The 17,937-nt window shown below is 37.9% G+C and carries 14 protein-coding genes and 1 other annotated feature; all 14 genes read left to right on the top strand.

The genetic code is table 11. The features are described from left to right. Nucleotides 1-64 precede the first annotated feature (64 nt). The 14 genes from HMPREF3237_RS08340 (at nt 65) to HMPREF3237_RS08405 (ending at nt 17,936) form a co-directional block, all read left to right on the top strand. The gene (locus tag HMPREF3237_RS08340) at nt 65-1,021 is read left to right on the top strand and encodes a competence protein CoiA (RefSeq protein WP_070889493.1); all 957 of its coding nucleotides are present in this window, start codon (nt 65-67) and stop codon (nt 1,019-1,021) included. Nucleotides 1,022-1,039: 18 nt separating this feature from the next. Beyond that, the gene (gene pepF / locus HMPREF3237_RS08345) at nt 1,040-2,842 is read left to right on the top strand and encodes an oligoendopeptidase F (protein WP_070889494.1); all 1,803 of its coding nucleotides are present in this window, start codon (nt 1,040-1,042) and stop codon (nt 2,840-2,842) included. A gap of 1 nt (nt 2,843) precedes the next feature. Next, nucleotides 2,844-3,557: an O-methyltransferase gene (locus HMPREF3237_RS08350; protein WP_006145438.1), complete on the top strand. Its 714-nt coding sequence runs from the start codon at nt 2,844-2,846 to the stop codon at nt 3,555-3,557. Nucleotides 3,558-3,631: 74 nt separating this feature from the next. Next, nucleotides 3,632-4,573, top strand: a complete 942-nt coding sequence (prsA, locus tag HMPREF3237_RS08355; protein WP_070889495.1) for a peptidylprolyl isomerase PrsA — start codon at nt 3,632-3,634, stop codon at nt 4,571-4,573. 230 nt (nt 4,574-4,803) lie between these two features. Next, nucleotides 4,804-6,015 (top strand): cell division peptidoglycan polymerase FtsW, encoded by a 1,212-nt coding sequence (gene ftsW / locus HMPREF3237_RS08360; protein ID WP_006145440.1) that lies wholly within the window; start codon nt 4,804-4,806, stop codon nt 6,013-6,015. A gap of 22 nt (nt 6,016-6,037) precedes the next feature. Next, nucleotides 6,038-8,863: a phosphoenolpyruvate carboxylase gene (ppc, locus tag HMPREF3237_RS08365; RefSeq protein ID WP_070889496.1), complete on the top strand. Its 2,826-nt coding sequence runs from the start codon at nt 6,038-6,040 to the stop codon at nt 8,861-8,863. 97 nt (nt 8,864-8,960) lie between these two features. Further along, nucleotides 8,961-9,177, top strand: a binding site (T-box leader). A 123-nt stretch (nt 9,178-9,300) separates the two neighbouring features. Next, a complete protein-coding gene (trpX, locus tag HMPREF3237_RS08370; protein ID WP_070889497.1) occupies nt 9,301-10,302 on the top strand; it encodes a tryptophan ABC transporter substrate-binding protein in 1,002 nt (333 codons plus the stop codon). 61 nt (nt 10,303-10,363) lie between these two features. Continuing rightward, entirely contained in the window at nt 10,364-11,230 is an 867-nt protein-coding gene (locus tag HMPREF3237_RS08375; RefSeq protein ID WP_070889498.1) for an ABC transporter permease, read from the top strand. Next, nucleotides 11,227-11,985 carry an ABC transporter ATP-binding protein gene (locus tag HMPREF3237_RS08380; protein ID WP_070889499.1) on the top strand — a complete coding sequence of 253 codons (759 nt, stop codon included), beginning with the start codon at nt 11,227-11,229 and terminating at the stop codon, nt 11,983-11,985. Before HMPREF3237_RS08375 ends, HMPREF3237_RS08380 begins: the two co-directional genes overlap by 4 nt. Nucleotides 11,986-12,238: 253 nt before the next feature. Beyond that, complete coding sequence (gene dnaG, locus HMPREF3237_RS08385; RefSeq protein ID WP_070889500.1) at nt 12,239-13,999, top strand: DNA primase; 1,761 nt, start codon at nt 12,239-12,241, stop codon at nt 13,997-13,999. A 2-nt stretch (nt 14,000-14,001) separates the two neighbouring features. Then, the gene (gene rpoD, locus HMPREF3237_RS08390; RefSeq protein ID WP_004252673.1) at nt 14,002-15,111 is read left to right on the top strand and encodes an RNA polymerase sigma factor RpoD; all 1,110 of its coding nucleotides are present in this window, start codon (nt 14,002-14,004) and stop codon (nt 15,109-15,111) included. Nucleotides 15,112-15,128: 17 nt separating this feature from the next. Then, the gene (locus HMPREF3237_RS08395) at nt 15,129-15,458 is read left to right on the top strand and encodes a metal-sulfur cluster assembly factor (RefSeq protein ID WP_006145447.1); all 330 of its coding nucleotides are present in this window, start codon (nt 15,129-15,131) and stop codon (nt 15,456-15,458) included. Between the two features lie 100 nt (nt 15,459-15,558). Further along, nucleotides 15,559-16,611 (top strand): glycosyltransferase family 4 protein, encoded by a 1,053-nt coding sequence (locus HMPREF3237_RS08400; protein ID WP_257365428.1) that lies wholly within the window; start codon nt 15,559-15,561, stop codon nt 16,609-16,611. Nucleotides 16,612-16,619: 8 nt separating this feature from the next. Beyond that, nucleotides 16,620-17,936: a glycosyltransferase family 4 protein gene (locus HMPREF3237_RS08405; protein WP_070889501.1), complete on the top strand. Its 1,317-nt coding sequence runs from the start codon at nt 16,620-16,622 to the stop codon at nt 17,934-17,936. Nucleotide 17,937: the final 1 nt, after the last annotated feature.

Consider the following 17,937-nt stretch of genomic DNA (forward strand, 5'->3'; position numbering starts at 1 on the left):
AACAAAGGTTAGGAATTTTCCTAACCTTTTCTTTTTTGCGAATAATAGAGTAAAGGAGAAAATCATGTTTGTTGCGAGAGATACTAGGGGACAGTTAGTGAATGTGCTAGAAGATAAGGTTGAAAAGCAAGATTATACCTGCCCAGCTTGTGGGGGAACGCTTCGTTTACGTCAAGGACCAAGTGTACGGCCTCATTTTGCCCATAAATCTTTAAAAGATTGTGATTTTTCATTTGAAAATGAAGGCCCAGAACATTTAACGAATAAGGAATCCCTCTATCATTGGTTAAAGAAAGATTCAGAAGTCCAATTAGAATACCCGATTCCAGAGATTAAACAGATTGCGGATGTATTCGTAAACGGGAAAATAGCTTTAGAGATTCAATGCAGTTCCTTGCCCCAAAAAGTATTGAGAGATAGGAGTAGTGGTTATCGAAGTCAAGGATATCAAGTTATTTGGCTTTTGGGAGAAAGACTATGGATTAAGAAGCGTTTGACAAGACTTCAAAAAGATTTTCTCTATTTTAGCCAAAATATGGGCTTTTACGCCTGGGAATTAGATCAGAAAAGGAATTGTTTACGACTGAAATACTTAATTCACCAGGACTTACGGGGCCATGTTCATTGCTTAATCAAAGAGTTCTCATTTGGGGATGGAAATTTGTTAGAAATCTTGCGTTACCCTTATCAACGTCAGCACTTGAGCAGTTTTTCTGTTAAAATAGACAAAAATATTTGTCAATACATCCGACAACAGCTTTATTATCAAAATCCATTTTGGATGACAAGACAAGAAGAAGCCTATAGAAAAGGAGAAAATTTACTAAATTATGGTGTAGCACATTGGTTCCCCCAAGTAAGGCCGATAGAAAATGGTCATTTTTGTCAAATAAGACAGGATATCAATGATTATTATTCAAATTTTCAGGCTTATTATGAGCAGAATCCTCAAAATAAGCAACAAAAGGTCTATCCACCTGCCTTTTATCAGCAATATTTTTCAAAAAATATGGTAGAATAGAAAGGATGGAGGAATCTTATGGCATTACAACGACATGAAATAAATGAAAAAGATACATGGGATCTTTCAACAATCTACCCAACAGACCAGGCTTGGGAAGAATCCTTGAAAGATTTAACTGAAAAAGTACAAACAGCCTCTCAGTATGAAGGGCATCTTTTGGATAGTGCAAAGAGTTTGCTTGAAATTACTGAATTTTCTCTTGATATGGAACGTCAAGTCGAAAAACTCTATGTTTATGCACATATGAAAAATGACCAAGATACTCGTGAAGCTAAGTATCAAGAATATTATGCAAAAGCAATGACTTTGTACAGTCAACTTGAACAGGCCTTCTCTTTTTATGAGCCAGAATTTATGGCAATCACAGAAGACCAGTATCAAAACTTCTTAGCAGAAGAACCAAAACTCCAACCGTATAAACACTTCTTTGATAAACTCTTGCAAAATAAGAAGCACGTTCTTTCACAACGTGAAGAAGAGCTATTAGCAGGAGCTGGCGAAATCTTTGGAGCTGCTAGTGAAACTTTCGCTATCTTAGATAATGCAGATATCGTCTTTCCATATGTTAAAGATGAAGATGGTAACGAAGTTCAATTGTCACATGGCGTTTATATGCGTTTGGTAGAATCTAAGAATCGTGAAGTTCGTAGAGGTGCCTATGAAGCCCTTTACGCTACTTACAAACAATACCAACATACTTACGCTAAAACACTGCAGACCAATGTCAAAGTGCAAAACTATCGTGCTAAGGTTCGTAACTATAAGAGTGCGCGTGAAGCAGCTCTTGCAGCAAACTTTGTGCCAGAAAGTGTTTATGATAACTTAGTATCTGCTGTTCGTAAGCATTTGCCGTTATTACATCGTTATCTTGCTCTTCGCTCAAAAATCTTGGGTATTCCAGACCTCAAAATGTATGATGTCTATACACCATTGTCTTCAGTGGAATACAGCTTCACTTACGAAGAAGCACTAAAGAAAGCAGAGGAGGCTTTAGCTGTTCTTGGCGATGATTACTTGAGTCGTGTTAAACGCGCCTTTAGCGAACGCTGGATTGATGTGTATGAAAATCAAGGCAAGCGTTCAGGAGCTTATTCAGGTGGTTCTTATGATACCAACGCCTTCATGCTCCTTAACTGGCAAGATAATCTAGATAATCTCTTTACTCTTGTTCATGAAACTGGGCACAGCATGCACTCAAGCTATACACGCGAAACCCAACCTTATGTGTATGGGGATTACTCAATTTTCTTGGCGGAAATTGCTTCAACAACCAATGAAAATATTTTGACAGAGAAATTATTACAAGAAGTCCAAGATGATGCAACACGTTTTGCAATTCTCAATAACTTCCTAGATGGTTTCAGAGGGACAGTATTCCGTCAAACTCAATTTGCTGAATTTGAACATGCTATCCATCAAGCTGATCAAAATGGTGAAGTCTTGACAAGCGAGTTCTTAAATAATCTCTATGCTGACTTGAACCAAGAATATTATGGTTTAAGCAAGGAAGACAATCCTCAAATCCAGTATGAGTGGGCTCGAATTCCTCATTTCTACTATAACTACTATGTGTATCAATATTCAACAGGATTTGCAGCAGCTTCAGCCTTGGCTGAAAAGATTGTTCATGGTAGTCAAGTAGATCGTAATCGTTATATTGATTACCTCAAGGCAGGGAAGTCAGACTATCCACTTAATATCATGCGAAAAGCTGGTGTTGATATGGAAAAAGAAGACTATCTCAACGATGCCTTTGCAGTCTTTGAACGCCGTTTGGATGAGTTTGAAGCCCTTGTTGAAAAATTAGGATTGGCATAAGATGGTTGAGTCATACAGTAAAAATGCCAACCATAACATGCGACGTCCTGTCGTAAAAGAAGAAATCGTCGAATTTTTACGCCAACGTCAAAAGCAGGTGACTGGTTCTTTAAAAGAACTAGAAAACTTTGCTCGCAAGGAGAATATTCCAATCATTCCTCATGAGACTGTCGCTTATTTTCGTTTCCTAATGGAAACAATACAACCAAAAAACATTTTAGAGATTGGTACGGCGATTGGGTTTTCTGCACTTTTGATGGCCCAGCATGCCCCAAATGCAAAAATTAAAACCATTGACCGAAATCCCGAAATGATTAGTTTTGCCAAAGAAAATTTTGCAAAATTTGATAGTCGCAAACAAATCACTCTCTTAGAAGGGGATGCGGTAGATATTTTGTCAACATTGACAGGGACCTATGATTTTGTTTTTATGGATTCTGCAAAGTCTAAATACATTGTATTTTTGCCAGAAATCCTTAAACACCTTGAAGTTGGAGGAGTGGTCGTATTGGATGATGTTTTTCAAGGTGGAGACATCGCTAAGGATATCATGGAAGTTCGACGTGGGCAACGAACTATTTATCGTGGTTTGCAAAGGCTCTTTGAGGCGACTCTTGATAATCCAGGATTAACAGCCAGTCTAATTCCTCTTGGAGATGGGATATTGATGTTGCGAAAGAATCAAGCAGAAGTAGAACTGCCTGATATTGACTAATTTTAGATATTTTTAAGACAATTTAGTAAAATAGATAAGGTAAACAATTATCTAGTGAATAAAAAGGAGTAAACATGAAGAAAAAATTATTGGCAGGTGCCATAACTTTGTTATCAGTAGCTACTTTGGCTGCTTGTTCAAATAGCTCTCAAGGAGCTGACTTAATCAGTATGAAAGGTGATGTCATCACTGAGCACCAATTCTTTGAAGAAGTTAAAAACAATGCGACTGCTCAACAAGTCTTGCTGAATATGACCATTCAAAAAGTTTTTGAAAAACAATATGGATCTGAAGTTAGTGATAAAGAAGTAGAAGATGCTGTAGCAGAAGAACAAAAGAAATATGGTGATAGTTACCAAATCGTTCTTTCTCGTGCAGGTATGACAGCTGAAAGTCGTAAAGCTCAAATTCGTACAAGTAAATTAGTTGAATATGCTGTTAAAAAAGCCGCAGAATCAGAATTGACTGATGAAAACTATAAAAAAGCTTACGACGAATACACACCTGAAGTAACAGCTCAAATTATCAAACTTGACAGTGAAGATAAAGCTAAAGAAGTACTTGCAAAGGCAAAAGAATCTGGAGCTGACTTTGCACAATTGGCTAAAGATAATTCAACTGACGAAAAGACAAAAGCAAATGGTGGTGAAATCACTTTTGACTCTGCATCAACAGAATTGCCAGACGTTGTTAAAAAAGCAGCCTTTGCCCTTAATGTTGATGGAATCTCTGATGTGATCACAGCTCCAGGTACACAAGCTTATTCAAACAGTTTCTATATTGTGAAATTGACCAAGAAAACAGAAAAATCTTCTAATATTGAAGACTATAAAGAAAAATTGAAGACAGTTATTCTTACTCAAAAACAAAATGATGCTACCTTTGTTCAAGGTGTCATTAGTAAAGAATTGCAAGCAGCAAATATCAAGGTTAAAGATCAAGCCTTCCAAAATATCTTTACTCAATATATCCAAAGCGATTCAGCTAACGCAACTACAACCACATCTTCTAACTAATGATAGAAACTCTATCTTTCTAACAAGAAAGATAGAGTTTTTTTCGTGAACATTTAAAGTCTCAATTTTAAATTGAAAAAAATATTAGAGAAGCACAATAATCAGAAATTTAGTTCATTAATCAGAAATTTAGTTCATTAATGGGTAAGAGTTTTTTTCTAATTTAAAAAATGGTATAATAACAAGAAAACTAGAATTAATAAAATTATAATTTTGATAGATGGTGACGTATGAAAATTAGTAAAAGGCACCTGTTGAATTATTCCATTTTAGTGCCCTATCTTCTCTTGTCTGTCTTGGGCTTAATTGTGGTATATTCGACAACTAGTGCATCCTTAATCCAAGAAGGTCAGAGCGCATTTCAATTAGTTCGAAACCAAGGTATATTTTGGGTCGTAAGTTTATTACTTATTTCGATCATTTATAAGTTAAAATTAGGATTTTTGAGAAATGAACGCTTGTTATTTATTGTGATGTTCGTTGAGTTAGTATTGCTAGCTCTAGCTCGTTTAGTTGGTATTCCTATCAATGGAGCTTATGGTTGGATCAAAGTAGGCCCTATTACCATTCAACCTGCAGAGTACTTGAAGATTATTATTATCTGGTATTTAGCACAAAGATTTGCCAAGCAGCAAGATGAAATAGCTGTTTATGACTTTCAAGTTTTGACTCAAAACCAATGGCTTCCAAGAGCGTTTAATGATTGGCGCTTTGTTTTGTTAGTGATGATTGGTAGTTTGGCTATTTTCCCTGACCTCGGGAATGCTTCTATTCTCATTTTAGTAGCATTGTTAATGTATTCAATCAGTGGAATTGCTCATCGTTGGTTTGCAACTATACTCGGAATATTGACTAGCGTATCCTTTGTGTCATTGACAGCCATTAAAATGATTGGTGTTGATAAGGTTTCGAAGATTCCTGTCTTTGGATATGTAGCTAAACGCTTTAGTGCCTTCTTCAATCCATTTGATGACCTTGCTGGTGCAGGACACCAATTAGCGAATTCTTACTACGCTATGGTTAATGGCGGATGGTTTGGATTAGGCTTAGGAAACTCTATTGAAAAGAGAGGCTATCTGCCTGAGGCACACACGGATTTTGTCTTCTCAATTGTCATTGAAGAGTTTGGTTTTGTCGGTGCCAGTCTAATCTTGGCACTCTTATTCTTCTTAATACTTCGTATTATCTTGGTTGGTGTTCGAGCAAAAGATCCATTCAACTCGATGGTAGCAATCGGTATCGGTGGAATGATTTTGATTCAAGTATTTGTCAATATTGGTGGAATCTCAGGCTTAATTCCTTCTACAGGTGTAACTTTTCCTTTTCTTTCTCAGGGAGGAAATAGTCTCTTGGTTCTGTCTGTAGCCATCGCCTTTGTTTTAAATATTGATGCTAGTGAAAAACGTGCACAACTCTATAGCGAGTATGAAGCGCAGCTTTAAGAAAAAGTAACAAGGAGAAAAAATGTCTCTTCAAAAGTTAGAAAATTTTAGTAACAAAACTGTCGTGCAAGAAGAAGTTCAAATCTTGACAGATTTACTTGAAGATATCACAAAAAATATGCTTCCTGCTGAAACCTTTGACAAGATTATACAGTTGAAGGAACTTTCATCAAAACTAGATTATCAAGGACTTGATAAAGTGGTAACGAGTCTATCAAATGATGAGATGGTATACATTTCTAGATATTTCTCTATTTTGCCACTTTTGATTAATATCTCAGAAGACGTTGACTTGGCATTTGAGATTAACCATCTTAACAATGTTGATCAGGATTATCTTGGTAAGTTATCAACAACTATCGAAATGGTAGCTGAGAAAGAGAATGCAGCTGAAATTCTTGAACATTTAAATGTTGTACCCGTATTGACAGCTCACCCAACACAAGTTCAACGTAAAAGTATGCTGGATTTGACCAATCATATTCATACCCTCTTGCGGAAATATCGTGATGTGAAGATGGGTCTGATTAACAAAGAAAAATGGCACAATGATCTCCGTCGCTATATTGAAATTATCTTGCAGACGGATATGATTCGTGATAAGAAACTAAAGGTAACCAATGAAATCACTAATGTGATGGAATACTACAATAGTTCTTTTCTTCAGGCTGTTCCAAATCTGATGTTAGAGTATAAGCGCTTAGCAAAAGAACAAGGAATTGATCTAAAACAAGCAAAACCCATCACTATGGGAATGTGGATTGGTGGAGACCGTGATGGAAATCCATTTGTAACAGCTAAGACACTCATGCGTTCAGCTACCATTCAAAGTGAAGTAGTTTTGAACTATTATATTAGTAAGATCTCTAGTCTCTATCGTACCTTCTCGCTTTCAACTAATTTATCAAAAACAAGCAAGGCTGTTGAAGAAATGGCGGCTCAATCTCGTGATACATCTGTCTTCCGTGAGAAAGAACTTTATCGTCGTGCTTTTCACTTGATTCAATCAAAATTGATTCAAACACTGTTGAATCTAAAAGAATGGGCAGTGGTTGGTTCTTCAGAAGATGAACGACATCATGTTGAGCGTCTTCTCGGTGCTCAAGGGCATCAACAAGGAGTGGTAACTGATTATATCAGCAATCGACTCTCAGGTGCCATTCAAGAATTGGCAGACGAACGTCCACCGTACTATGAAACAATTGAAGAGTTCAAGCATGATTTATATGTTATTAAGGATTCATTGCTTGAAAATAAAGCAGAAGCTCTATTGACAGGTGAGTTTGCAGAACTGCTAGAAGCAGTTGAGGTTTTCGGTTTCTTCTTGGCATCAATTGACATGCGTCAAGACTCAAGTGTTCACGAAGCCTGTGTAGCAGAGTTATTGGCATCTGCTGGTATTAATGACCATTATAGCGATTTGTCAGAAGATGAAAAGTGCGAGTTGCTTTTACACGAATTGTTAGAAGATCCTCGAATCTTGTCAGCAACTCATGCTGAGAAGTCTGAACTTCTTGAAAAAGAATTGGCTATTTTCCAAACAGCTCGTCAATTAAAAGACCGCTTAGGTGAAGACGTCATTCGTCAAACGATTATCTCTCACGCAACCAGTGTGTCTGACATGTTAGAATTGGCTATTATGCTGAAAGAAGTAGGACTCGTAGATTCTGAAAAATCTCGTGTTCAAATCGTACCTCTCTTTGAGACGATTGAGGACTTGGATCATTCTGAAGAAACAATGAGAAAGTATTTCTCTTTACCACTTGCTAAGAAGTGGATTGCTTCTAAAAATAACTACCAAGAAATTATGCTTGGGTACTCTGATAGTAACAAGGATGGAGGCTACCTCTCATCTTGCTGGACCCTTTATAAAGCTCAGCAGCAATTGACAGCTATCGGTGATGAATTTGGTGTAAAAGTAACATTCTTCCACGGTCGTGGTGGTACAGTAGGTCGTGGTGGTGGTCCTACCTATGATGCCATCGCATCTCAACCACTTAAGTCTATCAAAGATCGTATTCGCTTGACTGAACAAGGTGAAGTGATCGGCAATAAATACGGGAATAAGGATGCAGCTTATTACAACCTTGAAATGTTAGTTTCGGCGGCCATCAACCGTATGATTACTAAGAAGAAGAGTGACACCAATACATCGAACCGTTATGAAGCCATCATGGATCAAGTGGTAGAACGCAGTTACGATATCTACCGTGAGCTCGTATTTGGAAATGAACATTTTTATGATTATTTCTTTGAATCTAGTCCAATCAAGGCGATTTCAAGTTTCAATATTGGTTCTCGTCCAGCAGCTCGTAAAACAATTACCGAAATCGGTGGTCTACGTGCTATTCCTTGGGTATTCTCATGGTCACAAAGTCGTGTTATGTTCCCAGGCTGGTATGGAGTAGGTTCAAGTTTCAAGGAATTTATCGACCAAGATCCTAAAAATATCGAAACGCTTAGAGAAATGTATCAAAACTGGCCATTCTTCCAGTCACTCCTTTCTAACGTCGATATGGTCTTATCAAAATCAAATATGAACATTGCTTTTGAGTATGCTAACCTTTGTGAAAGTGAAGAAGTTCAAGCAATCTACTATACTATTCTTGATGAATGGCAATTGACTAAGGATGTTATCTTAGCTATTGAAGGACATGAAGAACTTTTGGCGGAAAATACTTATTTGAAAGCCAGTCTAAACTACCGTATGCCTTATTTCAATATTCTTAACTATATTCAGTTGGAATTGATTAAGCGCCAACGTCGTGGTGAGCTATCTTCAGACGAAGAAAGATTAATCCATACAACTATTAACGGAATTGCTACAGGATTGCGTAATTCTGGCTGATATTTATCTAAATTTTTTGAGAATCCGAAAGAAATTTACATTTTTATAAAAATAATTCTTAAAAAAGTGTTGACAAACTTTTAAAAAGTGTTATAATTTAACCATTCAGAAAGTAATCATTGAAGTTTTATAGAGAGTCTGTGGTTGGTGGAAACAGATAGATGGAAGTGATGAAAATTGGGCTGAATGTTATTTAGAATTTGAAATCATAAGAATTCGGTGAGCACACCTTACAGTGCAACTCGTTTTTGCGAGAAAGAGCGATAGGGATATTCCCTATAATTGAGGTGGCACCGCGCATCGACGTCCTCACACAAGTATTTTGTGTGAGGACTTTTTCTATGGGGAGGCAATTTTATGGAAGTCAAACGATGGCGTCGCTTGATTAAGTGATTTAAAAATATTAAGAATAAGTTAAACAGAATAAGGAGAAAATTATGAAAAACAAACGTTTACTCGGTATTATCGTAGCGCTAGCAGTTGTAGTTGGAGGAAGCTTAGTATACTCTAACTTAACGAAACAAGAAACTAAAACCGAGACAGCTAACAAAACTGCTAAGGTAGGTGTTCTACAGTTCGTCAGTCACCCATCGCTTGACTTGATTTACCAAGGTATCCAAGATGGACTTGCTGAAGAAGGCTATAAAGGTGACCAAGTTAAAATCGACTTTATGAACTCAGAAGGTGACCAAAGTAAGGTTGCGACAATGAGTAAGCAATTGGTTTCAAATGGAAATGATGTTGTTGTTGGGATTGCGACACCAGCAGCCCAAGGTCTAGCAAGTGCAACAAAAGATCTTCCGGTTATCATGGCAGCTGTTACAGACCCAGTTGGCGCTAACTTGGTGAAAGATTTAGAAAAACCAGGTGGTAACATCACAGGTGTTTCTGACCATAACCCTGCTGAACAACAAGTGGAATTGATTAAAACTTTGACACCTGATGTCAAAACAATTGGTGCCCTTTACTCAAGTAGCGAAGATAACTCTAAGTCACAAGTTGAAGAGTTCAAGAAATACGCAGAAAAAGCTGGTTTGAAAGTAGAAACATTCGCAGTTCCATCAACTAACGAAATTGCTTCAACAGTTAACGTTATGACTGGAAAAGTAGATGCAATCTGGGTTCCAATCGATAACACCATTGCCTCAGCATTCTCAACTGTAGTATCAAGTAACCAAACGGCTAAAAAACCAATCTACCCAAGTGCGACTGCCATGGTAGAAGCTGGAGGTTTGGCATCAGTAGTTGTTGACCAACACGATCTTGGTGTTGCTACTGGTAAGATGATTGCCAAAGTCTTGAAGGGTGAAAAGCCTGCAGATACTCCAGTAAATGTCTTCTCAACTGGTAAATCAGTTATCAACAAAAAACTAGCTCAAGAACTTGGAATCACTATTCCTGAATCGGTTCTCAAAGAAGCTGGAAAAGTCATCGAATAAGAATGTAGGAGGAGTTGGAGACATCTCCTCCAATTTTTAAAATAAAGGAAACGAAACAAACATGCTAATATCTATTATTTCACAGGGATTGGTCTGGGCTATCCTGGGTTTGGGAATCTTTATGACCTTTCGAATCCTGAACTTTCCAGATATGACAACTGAAGGTTCCTTCCCGCTTGGAGGAGCAGTAGCAGTGACTCTGATTACACAAGGAGTCAATCCTTTTCTTGCTACTTTAGCAGCCATAGGAGCTGGTTGTTTGGCTGGATTAGCGACAGGACTCCTTTATACTAAGGGGAAAATCCCAACTCTCTTGGCAGGAATTTTAGTGATGACTTCTTGTCATTCTATCATGCTCATGATTATGGGACGAGCCAACCTTGGCCTTTTGGGAACAAAGCAAATCCAAGATGTACTTCCATTTTCATCAGAGATTAATCAATTACTGACAGGTTTAATCTTTGTGACTTTGGTTATCCTTCTCATGCTTTTCTTCCTAGATACCAAACTTGGACAGGCCTATATCGCTACAGGGGATAATCCAGATATGGCGCGTAGTTTTGGTATCAATACAGGCCGTATGGAGCTTATGGGCTTGGTTTTGTCAAATGGTGTTATCGCACTTGCTGGTGCCTTAATTGCCCAACAAGAAGGTTACGCGGATGTTTCTCGTGGTATCGGGGTTATCGTAGTTGGTCTTGCAAGTTTGATTATCGGTGAAGTCCTCTTTAAGAGTCTTACCCTAGCAGAACGTTTAGTTACCATTGTAGTTGGTTCTATTAGTTATCAATTTTTGGTATGGGGAGTCATTGCTCTTGGATTTAATACTAGTTATCTGCGTTTGTACAGTGCGGTTATTTTGGCGACCTGCCTCATGATTCCAACCTTTAAGAATAAATACATGAAAGGAGTCAAGTTAAGCAAATGACAGCTATTGTAGAACTTAAAAATGCGACAAAAATTGTGACAAACGGCTTTGATGAAGAAAAGATTATCCTAAACGATGTGTCACTTGATATCTATGAACATGACTTCATTACAATCCTGGGTGGAAATGGAGCTGGGAAATCTACCCTCTTTAATAGCATTGCAGGAACTCTACCCCTAACAAGTGGGAGTATTCGTATCATGGGAGAAGACGTAACGAATGTTTCTCCTGAAAAACGCGCTAAATATCTTTCGCGTGTGTTTCAAGATCCAAAAATGGGTACGTCACCACGTATGACTGTTGCTGAAAATCTCTTAATCGCTAAATTCCGTGGTGAAAGAAGAGGATTGGTACCTAGAAGATTATCTAGTTATCGAGAAGAATTTCAAAACACTATCAATAAAATTGGAAACGGTCTAGAAAAACATTTAGATACACCCATTGAATTTTTGTCAGGTGGACAAAGGCAGGCCTTGAGTCTCTTGATGGCAACCTTGAAACGTCCAGAGCTTCTTTTATTGGATGAACATACAGCTGCTCTTGACCCTAAAACAAGTGTAGCCTTGATGGAATTGACTGATGACTTTGTCAGTAAGGACCATCTGACTGCTCTGATGATTACCCACCATATGGAAGATGCTCTCAAGTATGGAAATCGCCTCATTGTTATGAAAGAAGGACGAATCATCCAAGATTTGAATAAGGATGAAAAAGCCAAGATGAAGATTTCAGATTACTATCAACTATTTGAGTAAAAGATTTAAGTATTTATTGATTACGAAGAGCTTAGAGGTAGAATGCTACCTCTAAGTTTTTTAATAAGAAGAGAGATTTTTAACAATGTTATATTCAATATTCTAGGGTATTTGTTTTTGCCTAAAATTTTATTTTCGAAAATGCCTATTTTCTATGAAATAGTAGCATGTAAAAGGTATGAAATGGTTTACTTTTTTTCAGAAATAAAGTATACTATATAAAGTAAACTGTGATAAAATGGAGGTATTGTCTATGGTTGACAAGCGAGTCATCGAAGAAATCAAAAACAATACCAATATTGTCGAAATCATAGGAGAAGTGATTTCCTTACAAAAATCTGGACGGAACTATTTAGGGCTCTGTCCTTTTCATGGTGAAAAGACCCCTTCTTTTAACGTAGTTGAAGATAAGCAGTTTTACCACTGTTTTGGTTGTGGTCGTTCTGGAGATGTCTTTAAATTCATTGAGGAATATCAACAAGTAACTTTTGCCGATGCTGTGAGGATTCTAGGCGAACGTCTTGGGATGCACCTTGAAACTCCTGTACACAATACTGCTCAACATACGTCCCCTCACCAAGATCTTTATGAGATGCATGACAAGGCAGCACGTTTTTACCATGCTATTCTCATGACGACTAAGATGGGTGAAGAGGCAAGAAACTATCTTTATAAACGTGGTTTGACTGATGATGTCATTAAACATTTTATGATTGGCCTGGCTCCTGTTGAACGTTCTTACCTCTACCAACGTTTAGCGGAGGACTATAGTGAAAAGGACTTGCTAGATTCAGGTCTATTTTATCTTTCTGAGACCAACCAGTTCTTTGATACTTTCCATAACCGTATTATGTTTCCACTTTGTAACGACCAAGGAAAGGTGATTGCTTTTTCTGGACGGATTTGGCAAGAGACGGATTCTCAAACTGCTAAGTACAAAAATAGCCGTGCGACAGCAATTTTTAACAAAAGTTACGAATTGTATCATATGGAGAGGGTAAAAAAAGGTTCGGGCAAGGCTCCTGAAATTTACCTAATGGAAGGCTTTATGGATGTTATTGCAGCTTACCGTGCTGGTGTTGAAAATGCAGTAGCTTCTATGGGGACTGCTTTAACTGCTGAACATGTTGAACATCTAAAACGCTTTACAAAAAAAGTGATTATCACTTATGATGGTGATAAAGCAGGGCAAGCAGCAACTGCTAAAGCACTAGAGGAATTGGGAGATTTACCTGTTCAGATTGTTCAAATTCCCGATGCAATGGATCCGGATGAGTATTTACAGAAAAATTCTCCAGAGGAATTGGCCTACCTTTTATCCAATACTCGAATCAGTCCGATTGAGTTTTACATTCATCATTATAAACCTAGTAATAGTGAGAATCTTCAAGCGCAGATTGAGTTCATTGAGAAAATTGCACCTCTTATCGTCAAAGAACCCTCTATCACAGCCCAGAATACCTATATTCACTTACTGACTGATCATTTACCTTCTTTTGATTATCAACAAGTTGAGCAAATTATCAACGAAAGTCGAGTTAGACAGAGACAAGAAAAGGTTAAACAGGTCGCTAATCCAACGCCAATCACCATGTCAGTTTCAAAGCAACTGACAGCAGTCATGCGGGCTGAAGCACACATTCTTTACCGTATGATAGAAAATCCTTTGGTGCTCAATGATTATCGTTTGAGAAATGATTTTGTATTTGAAACTCCAGAGTTTCAGACCTTGTATGGACTCTTGATTGATAATGGTTCGATTTCTTCTGAAGACTTGGCAAATCAGACTAGAGAAGTGGAAAATGCTTGGTACCAGGTGTTAGCCTTGGATCTACCTTCTGAAATGTCTCCAGAAGAACTAAAGGAAGTGGAAGAGTCTCGTAATCGTGCTCTTCTAAATCAACAAAACTTGCAAATTAAAAAGAAAGTTCAGGAAGCTAGTCATGTAGGCGACACAGATGCTGCTTTAGAAGAGCTTGAACGCTTAATTGCCCAAAAAAGAAGAATGGAGTAAGAATGGCAAAAAAACAAAAAGAAGTAACAACTTTTGATGTCCAAGTTGCAGAGTTTATCCGTAACCATAAGAAGACTGGTACTGCGACAGATGACGAAATCAACAATGTCCTTGTAATTCCTTTTGCTCTTGATGTCGAGGGGATTGAAAACCTGTTGCAACGTATTCAGGATGCAGGTATTGCAATCACTGATAACGAAGGAAACCCAAGTGAACGTGTTCTAAGTACGGAAGAAGAACCAGAACTTAGTGACGAGGACTTAATTGGTTCAACATCTGCCAAGGTCAATGATCCTGTTCGTATGTATCTAAAAGAAATTGGGGTTGTGCCTCTTCTTACTAACGAAGAAGAAAAAGAGTTGGCCCTTGCTGTTGAGGCTGGCGATGTTGAAGCAAAACAACGTCTAGCAGAAGCTAACCTTCGCTTGGTAGTCTCTATCGCGAAACGCTATGTTGGACGTGGTATGCAGTTCCTTGATTTGATCCAAGAAGGAAATATGGGATTGATGAAGGCTGTTGATAAGTTTGACTATTCAAAAGGATTCAAATTTTCAACTTATGCAACTTGGTGGATTCGTCAGGCTATCACGCGTGCCATTGCTGACCAAGCTCGTACTATCCGTATCCCAGTTCACATGGTGGAAACTATCAACAAGCTTGTTCGTGAACAACGTAATCTTCTTCAAGAGTTGGGACAAGATCCAACTCCTGAGCAAATTGCAGAACGTATGGATATGACACCTGATAAGGTTCGTGAAATCTTGAAAATTGCTCAAGAACCGGTTTCTCTAGAAACGCCTATTGGTGAAGAAGATGATAGCCATCTTGGTGACTTTATCGAAGATGAAGTGATTGAAAATCCAGTTGACTACACAACTCGTATCGTTTTGCGTGAACAGTTGGATGAAGTTTTGGATACTCTTACAGATCGTGAAGAAAATGTTCTTCGTCTTCGTTTTGGACTTGATGATGGGAAAATGCGTACTTTGGAAGATGTTGGTAAAGTCTTCAATGTGACTCGTGAACGTATCCGTCAGATTGAGGCAAAAGCATTGAGAAAACTTCGCCAACCAAGTCGAAGCAAACCGCTTCGTGACTTTATCGAAGATTAGGTTATAGGAGACTGAATATGGCTTATACAGAAGAGCAAATTGAAAACATCAAAACACGTATTTTGACCGCACTAGAAGAAGTGATTGACCCCGAATTAGGTATAGATATCGTTAACCTAGGTCTGATTTATGAGATTCGATTTGATGGTGATACAGGTGATACTGAGATCGACATGACCTTGACAACCATGGGTTGTCCTTTGGCAGACCTCTTGACTGATCAAATCTATGATGCTATGACAGATGTGCCGGAGGTTACTAACGTTGAAGTCAAATTAGTTTGGTATCCGGCTTGGACGGTTGAAAAAATGAGTCGTTATGCACGGATTGCTTTAGGAATTAAGTAGAATCGTATAAAAAGAGAAATAGTATTAGTGTTCGGAAATTCCCTACCTTTTATGCTATCTCTCTTTAAATTTGCTGATTTTCTTTCAAGAAAATGATATAATGGATAGTATGGAAAAAGAGAAATTACGCATCAATATGCTAAGTTCAAGTGAAAAAGTAGCCGGACAAGGTGTTTCTGGTGCTTACCGTGAACTTGTGCAACTTTTGAAACGTGATGCGAAAGACCAACTAATTGTAACGGAGAATCTTCCTGTAGAAGCTGATGTTACTCATTTTCATACTATCGACCTTCCTTATTATTTATCTACATTTCAAAAGAAGCGTTCAGGTCGTAGAATTGGTTATGTCCATTTTTTACCGGATACCTTAGAAGGGAGTTTAAAAATTCCATTTTTCTTAAAAGGGATTGTTAAGAAGTATGTGTTTTCTTTTTATGATCGTATGGAACATTTGGTTGTGGTCAATCCTTCTTTTATCGAAGATTTAGTTGCAGCGGGTATTCCTCGAGAAAAGGTGACCTATATTCCTAACTTTGTTAACAAAGAAAAATGGCATCCACTTCCTGAAGAACAGGTAAGCCAACTTCGTAAAGATATGGGATTGAGTGAACATCAATTTGTAGTTGTCGGTGCAGGTCAGGTTCAAAAACGTAAGGGAATCGATGATTTCATCACTCTTGCTGAGGAACTACCGGATATCACCTTTATTTGGGCCGGAGGCTTCTCTTTTGGTGGCATTACAGATGGTTATGAACGCTATAAAAAAATCATGGATCATCCTCCAGAAAATCTGATTTTTCCAGGGATTGTTGAGCCAGAACGGATGAGAGAACTTTATGCTTTAGCAGATCTTTTCTTGCTTCCAAGTTTTAATGAACTCTTTCCAATGACTATTTTAGAAGCTGCGAGTTGTGAAGCACCAATTATGCTTCGGGATTTAGACCTTTATAAGGTGATTCTAGAAGGAAATTATAAACCAACCACAGATGTGGAAGATATGAAAGAAGCTATCTTGGAATATCGCGAACATCCAGAAGCTCTTAAGGAATTGAAAGAAAAGGCTAAGGCTATTTCAAGAGAATATTCCGAAGAGCATCTTCTTGAAATCTGGCTAAAATTCTATCGGGAGCAGGCGGCTTTAGGAAAAAAATGAGGTAGTATATGCGGATTGGATTATTTACAGATACTTATTTTCCACAGGTGTCGGGTGTTGCAACCAGTATTCGCACCTTAAAAACAGAGCTTGAAAAGCAGGGGCATGCAGTCTTTATCTTTACGACAACTGATAAGGACGTAAACCGCTATGAAGACTGGCAGATTATCCGTATTCCGAGCGTTCCTTTCTTTGCCTTTAAAGATCGTCGTTTTGCCTATCGTGGATTTACGAAAGCTCTTGAGATTGCAAAGCAATATCAACTCGACATTATTCATACCCAGACAGAATTTTCTCTTGGTTTATTGGGTATTTGGATTGCACGTGAGTTGAAAATTCCAGTGATTCATACCTACCATACTCAGTATGAAGATTATGTTCACTATATTGCTAAAGGGATGTTGATTCGTCCAAGTATGGTTAAATACCTTGTCCGAGGTTTTCTCCATGATGTCGATGGAGTTATTTGTCCGAGCGAGATAGTACGTGATCTCTTATCTGATTATAAGGTAAAAGTTGAAAAGCGTGTCATTCCTACAGGTATAGAACTAGCTAAGTTTGAACGACCTGAAATCGGTCCAGAAAATATCAGTGACTTACGAGATAAATTAGGTATTAAGAAAGACGAAAAGATGCTTCTTAGCCTTTCGCGTGTTTCTTACGAGAAGAATATTCAAGCAGTTCTTAAAGCTTTACCAGATGTCCTAAAAGAAGAACCAAATGTTAAACTGGTTGTAGCTGGAGATGGACCTTATTTAGACAATCTTAAGGAGCAAGCAGAGGATTTGCGAATTCAAGATTCTGTTATCTTTACAGGTATGATACCTCCGAGCGAAACAGCACTTTATTATAAGGCGGCTAATTTCTTTATCTCTGCTTCTACAAGTGAGACTCAGGGCTTGACCTATTTAGAAAGTTTAGCTAGTAAGACACCTGTCATTGCCCACGGCAATCCTTATCTGGATAATCTTATCAACGATAAAATGTTTGGAACTCTTTATTACGAGGAAAATGACTTGGCTGGAGCAATACTGGAGGCATTGCTTGCAACTCCACCGATGGATGAAAAACACTTGGCTGAAAAATTATATGAAATTTCTGCTGAGAATTTTGGTAAAAGAGTTCATGAATTCTACCTGGATGTCATTATTTCCAATAATTTTGTAAAAGAAATGACGTCTGAAGAGCCTGTTACAAAACGTATTTTAAAAACAGTCTTCTATATTCCGCAACAGGCGGTTACAATGCCAGTTAAGGGTTCGAAACGTATGCTAAAGGCATCTAGAAAACAATTGAGAAACTTGAGAAAATACTTGAATGATTAAG

It is taken from the genome of Streptococcus sp. HMSC34B10 (assembly GCF_001839505.1).
Lineage (GTDB): Bacteria > Bacillota > Bacilli > Lactobacillales > Streptococcaceae > Streptococcus > Streptococcus peroris.